15 protein-coding genes are annotated in these 18,521 nt (G+C 37.4%); 7 read left to right on the top strand and 8 right to left on the bottom strand.

Annotated features, from left to right (window positions below; translation table 11 throughout):
* Positions 1–135: 135 nt before the first annotated feature.
* A complete protein-coding gene (locus GFU89_RS14720) occupies positions 136–3,426 on the bottom strand; it encodes a TonB-dependent receptor (RefSeq protein WP_318847848.1) in 3,291 nt (1,096 codons plus the stop codon).
* A 50-nt stretch (positions 3,427–3,476) separates the two neighbouring features.
* Positions 3,477–4,433, bottom strand: a complete 957-nt coding sequence (locus tag GFU89_RS14725) for a FecR family protein (protein ID WP_318847849.1) — start codon at positions 4,431–4,433, stop codon at positions 3,477–3,479.
* Positions 4,434–4,675: 242 nt separating this feature from the next.
* Between GFU89_RS14725 and GFU89_RS14730 the strand changes: the two genes are divergently transcribed.
* On the top strand, positions 4,676–5,302 hold the full coding sequence (locus GFU89_RS14730; RefSeq protein ID WP_318847850.1) for an RNA polymerase sigma factor: 627 nt from the start codon (positions 4,676–4,678) through the stop codon (positions 5,300–5,302).
* Positions 5,303–5,533: 231 nt separating this feature from the next.
* Here GFU89_RS14730 and hxpB read toward each other — a convergent pair whose 3' ends face one another.
* Complete coding sequence (gene hxpB / locus GFU89_RS14735) at positions 5,534–6,181, bottom strand: hexitol phosphatase HxpB (RefSeq protein WP_318847851.1); 648 nt, start codon at positions 6,179–6,181, stop codon at positions 5,534–5,536.
* 24 nt (positions 6,182–6,205) lie between these two features.
* A complete protein-coding gene (locus tag GFU89_RS14740) occupies positions 6,206–6,826 on the bottom strand; it encodes a metalloregulator ArsR/SmtB family transcription factor (protein ID WP_318847852.1) in 621 nt (206 codons plus the stop codon).
* Between the two features lie 194 nt (positions 6,827–7,020).
* Between GFU89_RS14740 and GFU89_RS14745 the strand changes: the two genes are divergently transcribed.
* The 4 genes from GFU89_RS14745 (at position 7,021) to GFU89_RS14760 (ending at position 9,317) form a co-directional block, all read left to right on the top strand.
* Positions 7,021–7,647 carry a superoxide dismutase gene (locus tag GFU89_RS14745; protein ID WP_318847853.1) on the top strand — a complete coding sequence of 209 codons (627 nt, stop codon included), beginning with the start codon at positions 7,021–7,023 and terminating at the stop codon, positions 7,645–7,647.
* 23 nt (positions 7,648–7,670) lie between these two features.
* Entirely contained in the window at positions 7,671–8,171 is a 501-nt protein-coding gene (locus GFU89_RS14750) for a DUF2480 family protein (RefSeq protein WP_318847854.1), read from the top strand.
* 4 nt (positions 8,172–8,175) lie between these two features.
* On the top strand, positions 8,176–8,760 hold the full coding sequence (locus GFU89_RS14755; RefSeq protein WP_318847855.1) for an NAD(P)H-dependent oxidoreductase: 585 nt from the start codon (positions 8,176–8,178) through the stop codon (positions 8,758–8,760).
* A gap of 206 nt (positions 8,761–8,966) precedes the next feature.
* Positions 8,967–9,317, top strand: coding sequence for a 4Fe-4S dicluster domain-containing protein (locus tag GFU89_RS14760; protein WP_318847856.1), 351 nt, complete (start codon positions 8,967–8,969; stop codon positions 9,315–9,317).
* 124 nt (positions 9,318–9,441) lie between these two features.
* Here GFU89_RS14760 and GFU89_RS14765 read toward each other — a convergent pair whose 3' ends face one another.
* The 3 genes from GFU89_RS14765 to GFU89_RS14775 all read right to left on the bottom strand — a co-directional run bounded on the left by GFU89_RS14765 (position 9,442) and on the right by GFU89_RS14775 (position 12,901).
* Entirely contained in the window at positions 9,442–10,377 is a 936-nt protein-coding gene (locus GFU89_RS14765) for a 2-dehydropantoate 2-reductase (RefSeq protein ID WP_318847857.1), read from the bottom strand.
* 63 nt (positions 10,378–10,440) lie between these two features.
* Entirely contained in the window at positions 10,441–11,022 is a 582-nt protein-coding gene (locus tag GFU89_RS14770) for a Crp/Fnr family transcriptional regulator (protein WP_318847858.1), read from the bottom strand.
* Between the two features lie 217 nt (positions 11,023–11,239).
* Positions 11,240–12,901, bottom strand: a complete 1,662-nt coding sequence (locus GFU89_RS14775; protein WP_318847859.1) for a GIY-YIG nuclease family protein — start codon at positions 12,899–12,901, stop codon at positions 11,240–11,242.
* A 145-nt stretch (positions 12,902–13,046) separates the two neighbouring features.
* Between GFU89_RS14775 and GFU89_RS14780 the strand changes: the two genes are divergently transcribed.
* The gene (locus tag GFU89_RS14780; RefSeq protein ID WP_318847860.1) at positions 13,047–13,802 is read left to right on the top strand and encodes an AraC family transcriptional regulator; all 756 of its coding nucleotides are present in this window, start codon (positions 13,047–13,049) and stop codon (positions 13,800–13,802) included.
* A gap of 27 nt (positions 13,803–13,829) precedes the next feature.
* A complete protein-coding gene (locus tag GFU89_RS14785) occupies positions 13,830–14,996 on the top strand; it encodes an NAD(P)/FAD-dependent oxidoreductase (RefSeq protein WP_318847861.1) in 1,167 nt (388 codons plus the stop codon).
* Positions 14,997–15,091: 95 nt separating this feature from the next.
* On the opposite strand, the gene GFU89_RS14790 is transcribed toward GFU89_RS14785, so the two are convergent.
* A complete protein-coding gene (locus GFU89_RS14790) occupies positions 15,092–18,094 on the bottom strand; it encodes a reprolysin-like metallopeptidase (RefSeq protein ID WP_318847862.1) in 3,003 nt (1,000 codons plus the stop codon).
* Positions 18,095–18,521: the final 427 nt, after the last annotated feature.

The raw sequence follows: 18,521 nt of genomic DNA on the forward strand, positions 1-18,521 counted from the left end.
ACGCTCGGTTTTTTTCTGAACCGGTACTGCTGTGCGCTTCATCAGTATTCTTCCAGTTTTTGATCAGGTTACCGAAACCTGTACGCTGCTATCCTGAGCTCTTTTTTATAGTATCGTGTTTGGTGCACTTATTTTTTAAAAAGTATAATTCACGCTTAGGCTGAACATTCTTCCACTGTAAGCTCTGAACATAATTTTATCAATATTTTTATCATATTTGTCTGTTGCTCCCGGAAGAAGCTCCCAGCCTTCTCTTTCTGTCCCCACATTACTTCCTCCTCCGTCTTTTGCCGCCAGATAAGAATTGAAGTTGTTATAGTACTCCTTCACCCTGTTGAATAGGTTTCTTATATTCAATTTCACTTCAAAGTTTTTATTACGCAGGAATTTATAGGAGATCTGAGCATCTGCTACTGCATAAGGGCGTTGAATTTCTTCACCTTTATAAGCATATCCTACTGTAATGTACTGGTCTCCTTTCGCGTTATACAAAAAGCTCAGTCCAAGGCGGTCTCCGTCATAGACCAGTCCAAGGTTGTAAGCATAGGGAGTCTGTCCGTAAAGCGGTCGTTTCACTTCGTAGGTTTCATCATTATCACCAGTTTTGTACAGGTCTTTAAAAGCCACTACTTTTGTATGGTTATACGTAAAGTTTCCACTTATAAAAAGTTTTTCCAGAAAAGTTCCGTCAGCAATAAAACCAAGATTCTTTCTTACTTCTGCCTCAACTCCCAACAGCTTTGCATTTTTTGAATTCCCGTTATACAGGGATAGATTTCCTTCACTGGAGATGTGGCCTTCACGTTCAATAGGTCTGTCTATATTTTTGTAGTACAGTCCTGCTGAGAATATTTCTCCTAAGCCTGGAAACCATTCAAACTTAAAATCATAATTATTAATGACCGATGAGCTCATTTCCGTATTGTAAATCAATCCATTGGCAATAGGATCAAAGTATGGCAATCCTGTTCTTTCATTAAACTGCGGGCGGATAACAGATTTATTATACGCAAGTCTCAGGTTTATTTTATTGGTCGGGCTGTACGTAAAGTTCACGGAAGGCATAAACTGCCAGGGTTTATCTTCAATTGCCGTTCTCAGGATGTGCTTGGAATCTGAAGGATCCAGCTGCTGGGAAATCATGTCATATTTAAAATATTCTGCACGAAGTCCCCACACTAATCTCAATTTATTCTTCCAACGGTTGTCAAACATCACATAAACAGCATGCTGATTGACTTCTCCTTCATATTTATCATTTTTGTACAACGCTTTGGTTTCCCAGCCAATACCACCCGGAACATAATGGGAGCCATTAAACCAATCTGCAAGTGAACCATACATCGTCAAATGATTCTTCTCGTCATTGGGAACGTCCCGGTTTTCGTCAACACGAAGGAAAAACTTCTGTTGTTGGTTGGTATTGCTTTTTATAGCTCCGGCATATCCGGTTTTAATTGTATTTTTAAAACTTCCTGCATCCATGTCCCATTTTACAGAAGCCCCATAGTTGTAATCTGTTTCTCTGTTTTCAATATATCCTCTGTAAAAATCAGCTCCAGAATTATAAATCTTATGATAGGTTAAAATTTCATTTCCTATAAAATCATATCTGGTAATATATTGTGTGTAATCTTTAGTATCTGAAGAAACTCCTGTACGGGCTCCAAACCAGCTGATCTCTGTATTTCCTATTTTATGGTTCCCCTCGATTTTATTTTGTAAAAGGGTCTGAAAAATCGGATAGTTGGTATTATCAGTATAAGGTTTATCTAAGGTTTTGATCTGAGCCGGATCATTATTGGGTATGATTCCGTTGTAGAAATAATTATAGGCTAATTCTGCATTGGCAGCCATTCCGCTCCCGGTTGAATATTCATTCCACCCGGTGACTCTTGTCAATGTATTATCAAAAATATGGGTGTAGGAATTACGGAATGAAATTCTATTTTTTCCCAGCTGTAACCCGAAATTAAGCATTCCTGCCAGCGTAGAATTATAGTTGTAGGAAGCTCCGCTGTTTTTGAAGTTGTAAAACGGAATCTGTCCGTTGGCATCCGGCATTCCTGTGGTATCCAGCCAGTTTCCTCTTCCTGTGTGGTCTATATCCAGTTTATTCTGTTCATTTCTGATGACAAATGCTCCGGCAAATCCCCATTTATTATTGTTTTTCAGTGCATATGTTCTTCCTAATGCCAGCTGTATGTTAGATCCCATATCACCTCTGGTTTTATAGGTGCTGAAATTGTCATTGGTAAATTGTCTGGACTGTTCAAAAAATTTCGGATCCGTCCAGTTCACGGCTTCCAGTCCTTTGGGAAAATCCCTTGTTCCGTCGTCATATCCGAAATAATCATGCTTTCCCCGCTTGCGTGTCAGGAATTCTTTAAACGCCGACTGGTCATTATAAGAAGTTCCCATTGTTACGGTTGTAAAATTCTCGTTGGGAATATCTTTGGTTCTCACTTCTACATAACCTCCTGCAAAACTGGCGTTCATATCAGGTGTTGCAGATTTACTCACCACTACACTCTCCACCATGGCTGTAGGAATGATATCAAATGAGAAATTCTGATTATAGGCTTCCGTACTTGGAAGATTAATTCCGTCCATCGCTGCCGTATTCCATCGTTCCCCCATAGATCTTACAACTACATATTTATTATCAATAGTGGTAATCCCTGTTACTCTTTTCAGAGTTCCTCCTACATCGCTGTCCGGAGTTTTAGAAATTTGTTCTGCTGAAATACCGTCACTCATCTGTGCTGCTTTTTTCTGCTGAGCAAGGAGTCCGGCCTGAGTATCTGCTTTACGGGCTGCAGTAATTACTACTTCTTTAATATCTGTGATTTTATCAGAAGCTTTGTTCAGAGCAAATGATACGGAACTTGTTTCTTTATTGGTAACCGATAGTTTTTCAACTCTCAGCGTATTATATTTGGTAGCTTTTATGGTAAGATTATAGATTCCCGAAGGAAGGTCTACAGTAAAATCCCCGTTATTATCTGTTACTACGGTTTTCTGGGCAATATTAATTTCTGCTCCGGTAATCGGATTTCCTACCTCATCCACTATTTTACCGGAAATACGTCCGTTTCCCGGTACAGAGATGACAGAGCTTTCATATTTTATCGAAATAAGGTCACCATGCAGGCGGAATACTACAGGAAGACCATTGGTAATATCTTTCAGACAGCCATTAACGGATGTATTTTCACATTTTACCCCCTTTACCTTCAGCTCTTTAATATCTACTTTGGAATAAGCCAGTCTCAATCCCGTTTTCCCGGCAAATTCCTCCAAAACTTCAATCAACGGTCTGTTGGCAGGTACAGAAAATGTTACTTTCTGAACCAGCTCCTGTGCTTCTGCGGTTACAGTAAAAAATAAGGCTGCTATGGTAATCCCACATTTCAAACTTTTCATACTTAAAGTGTTCTCTTGATTATGATTATTTATTTTTTTTGAGTAGTGTTTTATTTCTTAAGGATATAGGTGTTTTCTTTTTTCTGGACTTCCAATCCCAGGATGAAAGCCAGTGATTCGATATTTTCTCCAACTGTTCCTCCTGTAAAGTCTGCGGTGATCTTCTTATCTTCAGCATCTTTAGGATACAATACCTTAGTATTATAGTTGCTCTCCAGAACGGTTACCACTTCTTTTAAAGGAACATCGTTAAAACTTAAAGACAGTATAACAGAGACTTTCTTCGCTGCATTTTTTACCGGATTTATTGAAATGACTGCTGTAGTATGGGCAATCCCGAAATTGGTCCATTTCTGATTGGGTGTAAGGAAAGAAACCGGAACTCCAGGAGAAGATACTGCCACCTTCCCTTCATAAAGATCAACCGCTTTTTTCTTTCCTGACTGTGAGATTTTAAATACAGTTCCCAAAACTTTAGTGCTGAAACCGTCAGCACGCACTACAAAAGGATGTACTTTTGACTTGGCTACGGAGAAGATGGCATCTCCTTTTAAATCTACTACTCTGGTAGAAGCAGGAAATGATTTTTCAACGGTAAGTTCGGCACCCGGTAAAAGGGTAACTACGGATCCGTCCTCAAGACGAACAATACGGTTTTCCGATTTTGCCATATAAACATCAGGCTTAATGAACACGGTATAGGTGAAGATACCTCCCAATGACAAAAGCAGAATAATGACCGCTGCAGTTTTATATAGGTTTGTTTTAAACCTTTTTGCAGAATGTATAGAAATAATATCTGTCTGAGTAAAATAATGTTCCAGTCCGGATAATACCCTTTCTCTGGATTCTTTCCTATGAACACCATCCAGATCTTTTTCAGTCTGAATTTTCCATTGTGTTAAAAGTTCATTTTCCTTTTCAGAAATTAAACCTTCAGAAACTTCCCGTTCCCAAAGTCTGAAAACAAAGGCTTCAATATTTTTATATGTTAAACGATTTTTCATAAAGTCTTTCATGGTATTCACAGATACTTCTATCTATAAGACAGTGAAAATGAAAAACTTCCCCAGGGCATTCTTAATGTTATATTCATATTACGAGAAAATTGTTAATAATTTTCATCATTTTTCACATTTACTCAACATTAACCCGCTATTTCGACCCCGTTTTTCAGAAATATTTAATCTTACCATCCCCAAAGTTCACAAAAAGTTAATTTTCCTTTAGGTAATTTTGCATCAACAATATGAGCCCAACTGACTATACATTATTAAAGAAAATAAAATCAGGCGACCGTCCTGCATTTATGCTGCTGTATGACCGATACTGGGATAGTCTATATAGTTTTGTCTTTGTACGGACCCGGGATAAAGAAATTGCTGAAGAAATCCTTCAGAACCTATGGGTAAAGATTCTTGAGAATACTGATACGATACAAACTGATGATTCCGAAAGTGCAAAAGGCTACCTTCTCCGCCATCTTCATTACCGTATCCTTGACTTTTATAACAGTTATAAAAAAGCCCCTCCCACGCTGAGTATTGACGAGTTTGATATTCCCAGTGAATTGGAGATATCGGATACAGACTATTTTGAAATTCTTGAGGAAAATGAGATCAATACTTTATTATCAATGATTGATGAAGTGGTAGCCCGGCTTCCTTCCACGGAGCAGCAGGTATACGATATGAGGATTCGGAAAAATATGTCCGTTAATGAAACTGCTGAAGCATTGGGACTGAGCAATAAGACGGTAAGTAATAAATTAAGCAAAGCTTTGGGGGAAATCCGCGAGCAACTGAATCCGGAATATCAGTCGTCTAAAAAACTGGTTTCTATTCTGCTGCTGATGGAGATTTTGATGAGGTATTGAGGTGCGGGTTGCTGGGTTTGTGATTCGTGATTCGGGGATTGTGTCAATAGTCAATTTGCTGCGCAGTCAATAGTCAATTTTTACAGCACATTAAAATTTACAGCGAAGCGGATTCACTATTAATGATTGTGTTTCAATAGTTAATTTGCTACGCAGTCAATAGTCAATTTTTACAGCACATTAAAACTCACAGCGAAGCGAATTCACTATTCACCATTCACTATTATCAACTTATTCACTAAACACCGGCAGCAAAGTGCTGTTAAAGTTCAATATTTTAAAGTCAGCAAGATCAGAATCAATGCTTTCATTATCATTGGTAAAAACAATGGTCTGCATTCCTGCTTCTTTTGCTGCTTTTAATCCTGAGTGGCTGTCTTCAATAGCAATGCAGTGTTCAGGAGAAACGCCTAGATTTTTTGCAGACGTAAGATATACTGCAGGGTGAGGTTTTCCCTGAGTTTCAAATTCGGATGAATGAACGGTATCAAACAAATCACGAACCTGAAGTTTTTCCAGGACAATATTTGCCACACGCAAAGGAGCGTTAGTCGCCAGTCCTATTTTGTATTCTTTATGCTTAAGATATCTGATAAACTCCTGTACACCAGACATTGTACAGTCTTGGTTTTGTATCAGTTCAATCACTTTTGAAACCACTTTATTTTCCAGATCGGATGTATCAAAATTTTCCCAGGGAAATCTTTCATACCAGAATTCTGTCACTTCCTGAGTGGTCATATATTTAGTTTGTGCGGCAAGATCTTCTGTGACCTGCACTCCATAAGATGAAAATACATCAAGCTCTGCCTGAGTCCAGAATTTTTCTGAATCGATCAGAACTCCATCCATGTCAAATATTACTGCTTTTAAAGCCATCTTCCGAATAATAAATTATAAATGTTACTGGCTGATTTTATAAACACAGCGATGCCCGCCGGAGATAATATGGTCTACTCTTTCAACCGTGTATTCTTTCCCTATCAGCGACTGGAAATTGGATAATTCGGCACGGCAGAACCCTTGACATTCTGTTGCGGCAGCACATATCGGACAATGGCTTTCAATCAGAAAATAGTCTTTTCCTTCTTTTTTCCATTCTGCCATATATCCTTCTTCACTACGTACTTTTGCCAGAGATTCAAGGCGCTGTTCCAGAGATTTTGCCTTAGAAAGCACTTTTTCATACCGTTCGTGAGTATTCTTCTCACGGTCACTGATTAATAACTCCAAAGCGTTTTCACCCAAAAGATTTTTTACTGATTTCAGAATCTGAACCGTCACATCTGCATGGGTATCAGGAAACTGAGCCAATCCTTTCTCTGTAAGCGTATAGTAAGTAGAGGGACGTCCCACTCCTTCGCTCTTCACCGAAGACCGAATCAATCCTTCCTGAGCAAGATTCAATAAATGTTTTCTTGCCCCTTCTTTGGTAATCGACAATTCTTCAGCAATAAGAAGGGAGGTAACTTCACCTCTCATCTTTAAAAACATCAGAATGCGATCCGCAGCCGGCTTCTTCATTTGACAATATTTAGGTTGTTTTATTTTTCAACAACAAATATAGTCATTTTCTATAACCTCCAAAAATACTGGATAAACAATACATTTACAGCTCATTATCTTTTCAAAGTGCAAAATACATAAAACAACCATTAAGTTGTTTTATTGAAATATATTTTTACCTTTGTGAAACAATAATTAAAAAAATAAATACGATGAACCCATTTACATTACCTCAGTTACCTTATGCTTATGATGCTTTGGAACCTTTTATAGATAAAGAAACAATGACGATTCACCATCAGCGCCATCACCAGGCCTATGTTGATAATCTGAACGCAGCCCTGGCACAAACCAATGAAACCAACCCTGATCTTGATTCTTTATTGCAAAGGATAAGTGAATACAGCCCTGCTGTAAGAAATAATGGTGGCGGGCATTACAATCATTCTTTATTCTGGGAAATTCTTTCTCCACAACCCAAACTTACTCCCGAAGGTTCACTTAATGATGCTCTTACTGCAACTTTTGGAAACCTTGAGAACCTTAAAGCAGAAATGAAAAAAACAGGTTTATCACAATTCGGGTCCGGATGGGTATGGCTTTTTGTAAAATTCAACGGATCACTGGCCATCAGTTCTACCCCTAATCAGGATAATCCGATGATGGATGTTCTTTCGATGAACAGAGGTTTCCCAATTCTTGGAATAGATGTGTGGGAACATGCTTATTACCTGAACTATCAGAATAAAAGGGTAGATTATCTGGATGCTTTCTGGTCTGTTCTGGATTGGTCTTCTGTAGAGAGAAAATATGAAGAGGCTTTGTCAAAAGTAAGATAATTAACACTTATTACAAACAAACTATGACTGAGGAAAATTTTATCAATAAAGCAAAAGCTTCAGGTATTATCGCCCTTGATCTTTCAGATTACAAACCAAAAACGGAAATTGTAGAACTGGATATCAAAGATCATCTCTTCATGGGAATGATTGTCAAGGAGAAAGAGTTTAAAGAATCAATTGCTGCGGTGGATTTTTCTGTCTATAACGAAAAAGCAGTAGGAATTATCTGTTCTACGGATGCCATTATCCCGCCCTGGGCCTATATGCTGATCATGGAAAAACTATCTCCTTATGCTTCTTATGTAGATTTAAACAATGCCGAAACGGTTCTGCTCGATCTGTGGAAACGCCGTCTCATCTATGCGGATCTGAAACAGTATCGAAATCAGAAAGTAGTTGTCCGGGCGAGTACCTATCATGATCCTGCCCTCTATTTATTAGCTGCAGGGCTTCTGAAACCATTGGTTAAAACACTGATGTATGGCGAGATCGGATTACCCAAAGTAATTTTTAAACAATAAAAAAATGAAAGCAATCATATTCAACGGATCTCTGGAAAGAAGAACACCATCTACTTCGGGACTGATTTCCAATTATTTTTCAGAACGTCTGAAAATGCTGGGAATTCAGACTGATATTTTCACCCTCGCAGATTCTGGCATTCCGTTGTTCGATGTCACGCTTACCAAAACTCCTTTGGCAGCAGAACGCATGACCCAGATGTTCACTGATGCTGATCTGCATATCTGGCTTGCTCCGCTTTATCATGGAAGTATTCCGGGAGTGATGAAAAACTGCCTGGACTGGCTTGAAGTGACCGCCAACAGGTACGAGCCTTATCTTACGGATAAAACTGTCGGGCTGGTATGCTGGGCAGATGGTCTTCAGGCTATGCAGGGAATCAACACCATGGATTCTATCGCCAAGTCATTAAGAGCGTGGCCATTACCATTCAGTGTTCCTATTGTGAGATCATCATTATTTGATACTGAGCATTCAACTGCAATTTCGGAACTTTATTCCGGTAAGTTCGATAAACTTATCAGCATTGCAACGTCTAAAAAAATAGAAAGCCTGAATCCTTCAACATTCACAAAGTCAAAAGATTAATCTCCTGATACCTTTTATAAAGCAGTTGCGAGGACTTCTCATAGAAATTGCTGCAGATTAATGATTAAAAAATAAAAATTAGCACACTTTATGCTGCTTATTTTCAAAAGAACAGTGTTGAACTGCTGTAATTAAGTTTAGCAGGGATTTCCGAACCGTTCAACGTTGAAGAAATCCCTTTTTAAAACCCTCTAAACATATATAATATGGCTATAAAAATAACGGATGCCTGTATCAACTGTGGGGCCTGCGAACCTGAATGTCCCAACTCAGCCATTTACGAAGGAGCCATCGACTGGCGCTGGAAAGATAAAACAAAACTTGAAGGTCATATAACGTTCCCTGACGGTACGGAAGCTGATGCTGACACATACAATCGGGCGGTTTTAGATGATGTTTACTATATCGTATCCGGAAAATGCACAGAATGCAAAGGTTTTCATGAGGAGCCTCAGTGCAAGGCTGTATGCCCGGTAGACTGTTGTGTAGATGATCCTGATCATCGCGAAACGGATGAGGTATTATTGGATCGGCAGAAATTTATGCACAATGCTTAAAAAATTGTACGAGAGATGATCAACTATAGAATGAATAAAAATTTCTATCTTTTATATTTAATTTCAATAGAGGCGGGTTTCAACCCGCCTTTTTATTATTTTTTCATCCGGTTTCAGCCCAAGCCTATTTTTCTTTAATCTCCCTATAAATTTTTTGAATAAAAGGAGTCTTAATACCAAGTTCGGTTCCATATTTTAAAACAGCTCCAGCAAATAATTCCAGCTCATTATCTTTTTTTCCTGAATGAATATCAAGCTGTAAAGAAGTCGGGGTTTCAAAAGGAAATGTAGACGCTTTTTCAAAGGTTTTATCAATGATATCTTCCTGAAGGTAGATTTCTTTTTTATCAGCAATCTGCTTTATCTCTTTCATAATTTCGGTCGCTTCATGCTTTTGCTGTTCATCTGTACACACTGTCCCAATAGATGAATTATGTTTAGCTGTGACCAATCCGAAACTGGCGATAAAAATAAATTTCGTCCAGATATCCGTTAATGAATTGTCTTTAAAATCAAAATCTATTTTACTTTCACTCAAAAGATCCGTAATCCATTCTACAGGCGTAGAAAAATGCTCAGGATCTCTTCCCACAATCATTTTTCCGGCTTTTCCTTTATGCTCCACAATCCCTCTTTCTTTAATATGGGAAGCTACATAGATGCAGGTTGGAAGAACGGTATGATCAGGAATTATTTTACGTATTCTGTCATAGATATCTGCTCCGTTCATCATCGGAAGCAGTATAGTATTTTTATTAATAACCGGAAGCAGCTGCTTACACACATTTTCAAGATCATATTCTTTTACACAAATCAGCACCAGATCAGGATTTTGAATATCACTGATGTTCTCTTCAACAGCATTAGGATGTGTTTGGGTATTGGAATGTTCGGGAGATAGCAGAGTCAGTCCGTTTTCTTTTACTTTCTCATAAGTTTCTCCCCGGGCAACAAAAGAAACAGTATATTTTCCTGAAGTTTCATTGGTCTGATTTATTTTAAAACCAAAATAACCGCCTACTCCACCTAATCCTACAACGACAATATGTTTTTTGTTCATGAAATTATTTTTAGCAAATATCAGAGATGATCTCTGAAATATCACTTGACAAATGCAAAGAAATTAAAGTTTATGAATATCCCTTCTGATCCGGCTCAGAGAACTGTCTTTGATTCCCAGATAAGAAGCGATTATCTTCAAAGGAACATGCTGAAAAATATCAGGATCTTTCTTCATCAGATTGAAATATCTTGTAGAAGCTTTCTGACTTGCCATTTCTATCAGCCTGTCATGAATATTATAGTAATTAAGAACAAAAAGAAGACGGCTGAATTCTCTGAATTCAGGAATATTATGGAAATTATCCTGTACATTTTCCAATCCTGTTTCCCAAAAAACACAGTCAGTCACCGTCTGGTATATTTCTTTGGTTGGCTGGTGCTTAAAGAAAGACAGAAAATCATTCACAAAGCACGGAGCTTTATAAATATTGGTTGTAATCTCCTCATTATCTTCATTCAGTATATACGAGCGGACATAGCCTTTTTCCAGAAAGTATGTTTTGGTACTTATCGCATCTTTATCCAGCAAAACAGTATTCCCTTTTAATTCAAAACGGATAAATTTTTCTGTGATCTTTTCAACCACTTCCACTTTGATGCTGAACAGGGAATGAAAGTAGGTGTTAAGTGATGATTTATTCATTAAATATAGATAACCCTATTTAGGTACTTCGAAAATAGTTATAATTCCTGAAAATTTGGCTAATAAACCACCCCGTCAAAAATTCTTTGAATTTTCGCTACCTCCAAAGAAGGGGAATTTTTATAAGTGTTTCATTTTACGAAAAGAAAAACCTTTAAACATTAAAGTTTAAAGGTTAGATAATTTTTTAAGGTTCTTTACAGAATTAATAATATGATTATTCTTCAGACATGACTTCATCATAAGTAACAGGGTCTGTAACCTCTTGATATTGTTCCCACTCTGCTTCCAGCTGTTTATTAGTTTTCATATCTTCTTCAAGTTTTAATGTTTCGCGATATTGTTTTGCCTCTGCTGCCAGTGTCCATTTACAACCAATCCCCATAGAATCTAGATAATTTCTGACATCATGAATATTTAATTTAAAAAATTCCTTTCTTGGGTTAATTTTATTCAACTGACTTTTTATGAACTTTTTATGAAGCTGTTTTTCTAAAGCTGGAGCATCTTCAGCATAAATCATAGCATGAACATCAAATTCAAAAGGAACACTTGCATCCCCCAACTCACGAACACGGTCAAGAGGATCAAGACGTCTGGTCATACCAATTTTATAAACATGCTCTCCAAATGAACCGATATTCGAAATAATATAAACATTTCCGGTTCTGGTTTGCTGAGCCATGGAGATAGCTCTTTGATTTTTCTCTTCCGCTTGTGTAAGTTTTTGTTGCAATTCTTCCAGTTGCTGCTGAAAAAGTACTTTTTGTTCCTCATTTGCTCTTGCTACCTGAGATTCAGCTTTCTCAATGAGTCTTAATAAAGTTTGTTCCTCCTTTTCAGCTTCCTTGATCGCTTTTTCATATTCCTTACGCGCTCTTTCTTCTTCACGAATCTGCTCACGAATCTGTCTTTGCTCTTCCTGTTCCTGCCATTTCAGTTCCTGAGCAACTACAGCCCATTTTAATTCTTCAATCCTTGCGCTATGATAAACCTCTGATATTCTAGCATTTCTAAAAGCTTGTCCATTAAAATTCACCAATTGAAACGCATCGTCCATCTTTTGTTTCAATATGCCAAAATTATCTTTCTTTACGGAAGCTAGAATAGAATCTACCTTTCCATTATAAGCATCAATAACAAAGTCGACAGCTGTATTTCTTCTTACCTCATCCATATAATCACAGATACCCGCCTGTCTGCTAACAATCATAAGTTTATTGTTCTGTCGAAGCTTTTTAAGATTATCACCAGCTTCCTTATGACTGAAATCTTCTGCCAGTTCATCCAATAAGGTATAAGTTGGAACCAAATATTCATTACCATAACCCTCAATGACATTTTTCATTGCTTTTATTCTGTCCGCAATCTGGTCAGACTCTCTCAAACTTCTATAAGCATCACCACCTATTGATTCTGCTCTCGCTTCAGCATTATCTACAATACGCTTAGCTTCATTTACAGCATTTTCGTACAGTAATTCTATCTCTCTGTTTTTTTTCTCAGTATTTTCCTTTACATTCCTGCGGAGCTCGCGAGCCTCAAGTTGAGCATTAGAAAGTTCTTGTCCAGCCTTTTCTCTTAATCTCAAACTATCCCTTTCGGCTTTTTTAAGAAGATAATCACATTCAACCTTAATATCAATAATGTCCTGATACTTTCGTAACGCATCATTATATCGCATCAGTTCAGCTATTTTTTGGTTGAGAGTCATCTTATCAAGCTGTAATTTGGAAATCTCCATTTTCAACTCATTATTCTCCTTTTTAAAATTGGTAATCTGAGTATCTTTCCTCAGTGATTCTTTTTTAAACTTCCCTGATTTATTGAATGCATAAAGCATCAGTATAAACAAAATAATAATCAATAAAATTGCCATGGTTGAGGTTTTTATCCAGCAATATTAAATAAAAAAAACAGACACAACTTACGGAAAACCGTAACCTGAATGCATCTATAACTTTGCAGTCTATTCCAAATTTTGTAATTTTCTTCTTTAAAAGCATCTTTCTGCAAGCATAATTATGGACAACAATTTCTATTATAACTTCATAGAACCTGATAAAGAGATCGCTGATTTTGTTGAAAATCTGGGAACGTTTCAAAACCTTTCGGGTGAACCTAAAGAAGTTGTGATTATTCCTGATGGAAGAGTTGATTTGTTCTTCTCACAGTCGGATTCAGAACCTTTTCATGTGACCCTTCTAGGGCTGGAAACTTATCCAGAGCAAAGATATATCGCTCCTCATATGACTGCTTTTGTTGTCAGTTTCAAACCCATCGCTGTTGAATATATTTTAAACACATCTATCGCCGATTTATTAAATATAGGAAAAGAACTTTCTCCTGATTTCTGGGATTTTAAAGCTGATGATTTACAGGATTTTGATACATGTTGCTTAAAAGCAACTCAAAGGATAAAGGAGCTGCTGTCCAAAAAGATGGATGAAAGAAAACACAGACTTTTTGAATTATTATATACCTCAAAAGGGGAAATGAGTGTACAGCAACTTTCTGAAAAAACAGGCTGGAGCAGCAGGCAGATCAACCGTTATTTTACCAAACAGCTAGGCTTATCATTAAAAGCCTACTCTACGATTTTGCGTTTCAGGGCTTCATTGGAACATATTGCACAGGGAAAGCTCTTTCCCGAACTTAATTACACAGATCAAAACCATTTCATCAAAGAAGTGAAAAAATTTTCAGGAGTTGCTCCCAAAGAATTATCCAAAAATAAAAACGACCGATTTGTACTATTATCCGTGTTGAAAGGAAAATAAATTTGCATTGTAAAATTTAAACTAAAAATGCTGATAGAAAACAAATCAATAGCAATCGTTGGTGGCGGTCCCGCAGGACTTACGCTGGCAAGACTTTTACAATTGAAAGGCGCAGATGTAAAAGTGTATGAAAGAGATGTCAATAAAAATGCACGGGTACAGGGCTCTCCTCTTGATATGCATGAAGATTCGGGGTTGGCAGCCATACGTAAAGCAGAACTGCTGGAGGAATTTAAAAAAGCTTTCCGCCCCGGAGCAGACAGAACACTGATTGTCAATGAGCAGGCAGAAATATTTTTCAATGATCATGAGACGAAACCTGAAGAAGATTTTGGTGAGGAACATTTCCGTCCTGAAATAGACCGCGGACCTCTAAGAAATATGCTTTTAGAATCATTACATCCTGAAACTGTAGTCTGGGACAGTCATTTTCTTACGATGGAACCTCAGAATGAAGGATGGCTTTTACATTTTAAAAACGGAACTTCAGAATATGCAGATCTTGTTATTGCAGGTGATGGGGCCAATTCTAAAATACGGCCTTATCTTACTGATATTAAACCTATTTATTCCGGAATTATCATGCTTGAAGGAAATGTTTCAAAAGAAGCGGCACCTCAAATCGATGCTATGATTAAAGGAGGAAAAATAATGGCCTTTGGAAATACCAAAAATATTCTGCTTGGCCAGAAAGGCAACGGAGACCTTGGATTTTATGCAAGCTTTAAATCAGATGAAAACTGGCCTGAGAACAGCGGTCTTGATTTTTCTGATCACACACAGATGCTACAATGGTTCAAAACAGAATATGCTGAATGGAGCCCTATCTGGGATGAATTGTTTGCAAATGCCATAACTCCGTTTATTCCACGACTGATCTACTCTATGCCTTCAGATCAGACCTGGGAAACACAGTCCAATCTAACTCTGATAGGCGATGCTGCTCATGTAATGCCACCATTTGCAGGAGAAGGTGCTAATATGGCTATGCTGGACGCCCTTGAAGTGAGTGAATATTTAACGAATAACAGTTACAGCACATTACAGGAAGCGATTTCCAGCTATGAACATCATATGCGTGAAAGAGCAGCCATTGCCACACAGGAATCCCTTGAAAACGGAGAACGGATGCATTCTGAAAAGTCATTGGCAACCATGCTGGATTTTTTTAATGGTCATCTGACTTCATCATAAACAAAAGGCTGCCTCAACCAGAGACAGCCTTTTTTAATTAAATAAATCTTTTTTCTCTCCGCTTTTTTAGATCCTGATGCGGAGATTCATTTGTGTTATTTCTTGATTAACTTAGTATTATAAGTATTCTTATCATCTTTTATAGTGATCACATACATTCCTTTCACCAAAGAGGCAACGTTGATTTTTCCTTCGATTCTACCTTCCTGAACTAATCTTCCGTCCGCACTGTAGATTTTGTAATCCGCTTTACCTTTAAGGTTTTTCACTTCTACAAATGTATCTGCAGGATTAGGGTAAATAGTTACTTCCGAAGATTTTGTATCTGCTGATTCTCTCACAGCAAGCGCCCCAGCAGTAATTTTCACAGGAAGATCCATAATACCTCCCGCCTGGCTTGCCAGTTCACCACATGCGCTATTTAATGCACTGGTCGCGAATTTAGCCACTACTCTCATCATTAATGTTTTATCTCCAGAATAAGTGTTTGCCGGAACTAAAAAGTTAAAGCTGTTCAATCCCACATTCCCTGTATTTATTGTTGCTGAAGTCTGTCCTACTCTTTCTGTGGCTTCAAACACTCCGTTTCTGTTATAATCAATCCAGGCGGATACATTAACCGGCATTCCGTTTTGCAGCAGGTTTCCGACTCTTGGTGTAAGCGTATATGTACTGCCTTGCATCAAATTAACAATCTTGGAAGGATCTTCGCTTAAATCTTTATAAGATCTTGCTGTAAGATCACTGTAATCAATATTTGCAACTGTAATTTTTAAGATGGCCCCTAAATAAGGCGAACCGGAATTTAAAAAGCAGTAATCAACTCCTGTCTTTAATCCTTTTGTTTTAAATGTATAATTATTAGAGAAGGTTCCAGGAACTGAATTGACTACAGCCGCCACCTGTACTTCATAATTTGTTTCGTCTTCTAAATTGTTCAGCACTACAGAATTGGCCTGGCTTACAGCATTAGACCAGTTTACCGTTCCTGTTTTTCTGTAATTAACAGAATAGGTAGCCCCTGGAACACTGTTCCAAGATACCCTTGCCGTTGTTTTGAAAATCTCAGTATTTATAGCAGAAACACCTGTAGGAGCTGATGTATTAGATGTAGGGGCATTACCAATAGTAATTGCAGGAGATACGGCATAAAATATATTACCTACAGCTGATACTCTTAACTTTACAGCTCCAGTTAGATTACCTGGCATTTGAGCGCTATAACTTCCTGTATTAGGGGTTGCCGCTACAAGATTTGTCCATGATACTCCGTTATCTGTAGTATAATCTATTTTTACACTGGCTGTATTATAAGGAGCATTATTTGTATTTGCTGTATCCCAGTAAATCGTGTTCATTGCATTGTTGTACAATATTGAAGATGCAGTAAGCCCATTGAATTTGAATGGCCCGTCATTTCCTACCGTCACTGTAGTTGTTGAACTTGAAACCATTGGGCGTTGTGCATTTTGGTCTCTTGCTGTTACTGCATAATTTAACGTTCGGGGAATATATGATACTGTTTCCCATCCCTGCTTATCTGTAAGAGATCCGTTCATCACAGTCTGCAGCTTAGGAAAATATCTTGTTCCACTTGGTGTACCAGGAATTGATCTTGTTAAGGCTCCTTTAGGATTATACCCCCATCCGCTATCTCCTGAAATTGTAGAAAATTCATCAGTGGAATCATTTTGCTCCCATGTATAGTTTACAGCATCATTTTCAGCATCTGCAGCAGAAGCCTCAAGATAATAAGCCGTTCCTTTAGGAATATTATAAGCTGACAATGGATTAATTGCCGGAGCTGTATTATTAGTAATATTTTGAGATGTTCCACAGTTAAGTTTATTCTCTAAATTAGTCAGTACCTGATCAATTGACTTGTAATGAAAATACCCATCTGCATTAGCCTGCACATTATCATAGGTAATCCCTGCATATCCCATAATGGTTGTTCCTCCTCCTGGTTCTACATTGGCTCCTTGATTGGCATCTGTGACGGAAGTATTTGAAAACGTGTGATTAGCTCCCAGCTGATGCCCCATTTCATGAGCTGCTGTAAAGTCGAAAACGTCGCCTACAGGAATAGGCCCTTGTGTATAAGCAGAACCTTTTTTTATTTCAGTGTTAGTTGCCGGATCTATACAGACAATCCCAATTCCACCTGCATTTCCACTCCTTTCGGCATTTTGATTAAGAACATGCCCAATATCATAGTTGGCATTTCCTACCACAGAAGTAAGTGTCTGCTGCAACTGAAGATTTAAATTACCTGTGTAAGGATCTGTAGCCGGATCAAGATAGATGATATCTGGAAGATTCTGCACAGTAAGATGAGCGCCAAAATCACGTTCAAAAACACCATTTATGCGGGTCATTGTATTATTCATAGCTGCCAGCACCACTCCTTTCTTTACATCGTTGGTAGCATTGGCTGGAGTTCCTGCAGCTGTTAATTGATATTGGCTGTATTCTCCTGTAACAGACAATGCCATTCTAAAATCTCTGTATTTTGTATTTGTGGGTCTGCTGGCAATTCCCACTCCGGAAAGCATTTTTTTACCGTTTGCTACCAACTTATTAATATCCTTAAAATCATGTTCTCCTGTGTCACATTTAAAGCCATGTTCTCCTTCATTCTTTGTTTTATAAAAGACACCATAAGTCTGTTTATCTGCGCTTATAGGCTCAATAAACTGGAATACACCGTCTTTAATGATCATAGACTGCATATCATTCGGTGATGTACTGAATCTTAAATATTTAGAAGAATCATCTACACCAATTCCCACATATGATCCCAACTGATATCTGTCTACAATTGATTTATCCATTACAGGATTGCTATAGACCGCAAATTTTTCAATCTTTCCTTCTACTGTTGGTAAAGAAATAATAACAGGGCGTGCATTTTTCCCTGTTTCTTCAGCATTTTTCAGCATCTCTCTAAGAGATTTCAGATCTACTCTGTAAGAATACTGTACTTCTACTCCTCTTCTTATCTGCGAGGTTTTTTGAGAGACAGATTCCCATCTCTGAGCATTGAAAACCGTAAAACAAGATGCTAACGCACAAACGAATAAAATTCTTTTTTTCATAGATTTATTTAAAAGTTATTTTGGGGAGCTTATTGAAAATATTATCCAAAGACTGTTTCAGCTTCTCTTCTTTAATCATCTTAATGACAAATACATCATTATCATAAATTCAACAAAACGAAACATATCATACAACATTCATAATAAAACTCTGTACAAAACTTATATATTTTAAATAAAAAACAAAAAAAGTTGATACTACACAGATACACATTTATCGTAAATAGCTAAATATCAGTAATTTATATTTTTCTTCTTTTGTATTCATTAATTAGCAGAATTTTAAATGATAAAATACATTGAATATTCTGATCAAAATATAACCGAAAAAACAAACTGAAAATCAGAGATAAAGTAATACTTATATACTACTTAAGTAACATCTTAAAAGAGGAATTATAAAAAATATAGGCTAAAAAAATGAAGC

Origin of the sequence: Chryseobacterium sp. JV558 (assembly GCF_033712365.1) — a bacterium.
Lineage (GTDB): Bacteria > Bacteroidota > Bacteroidia > Flavobacteriales > Weeksellaceae > Chryseobacterium.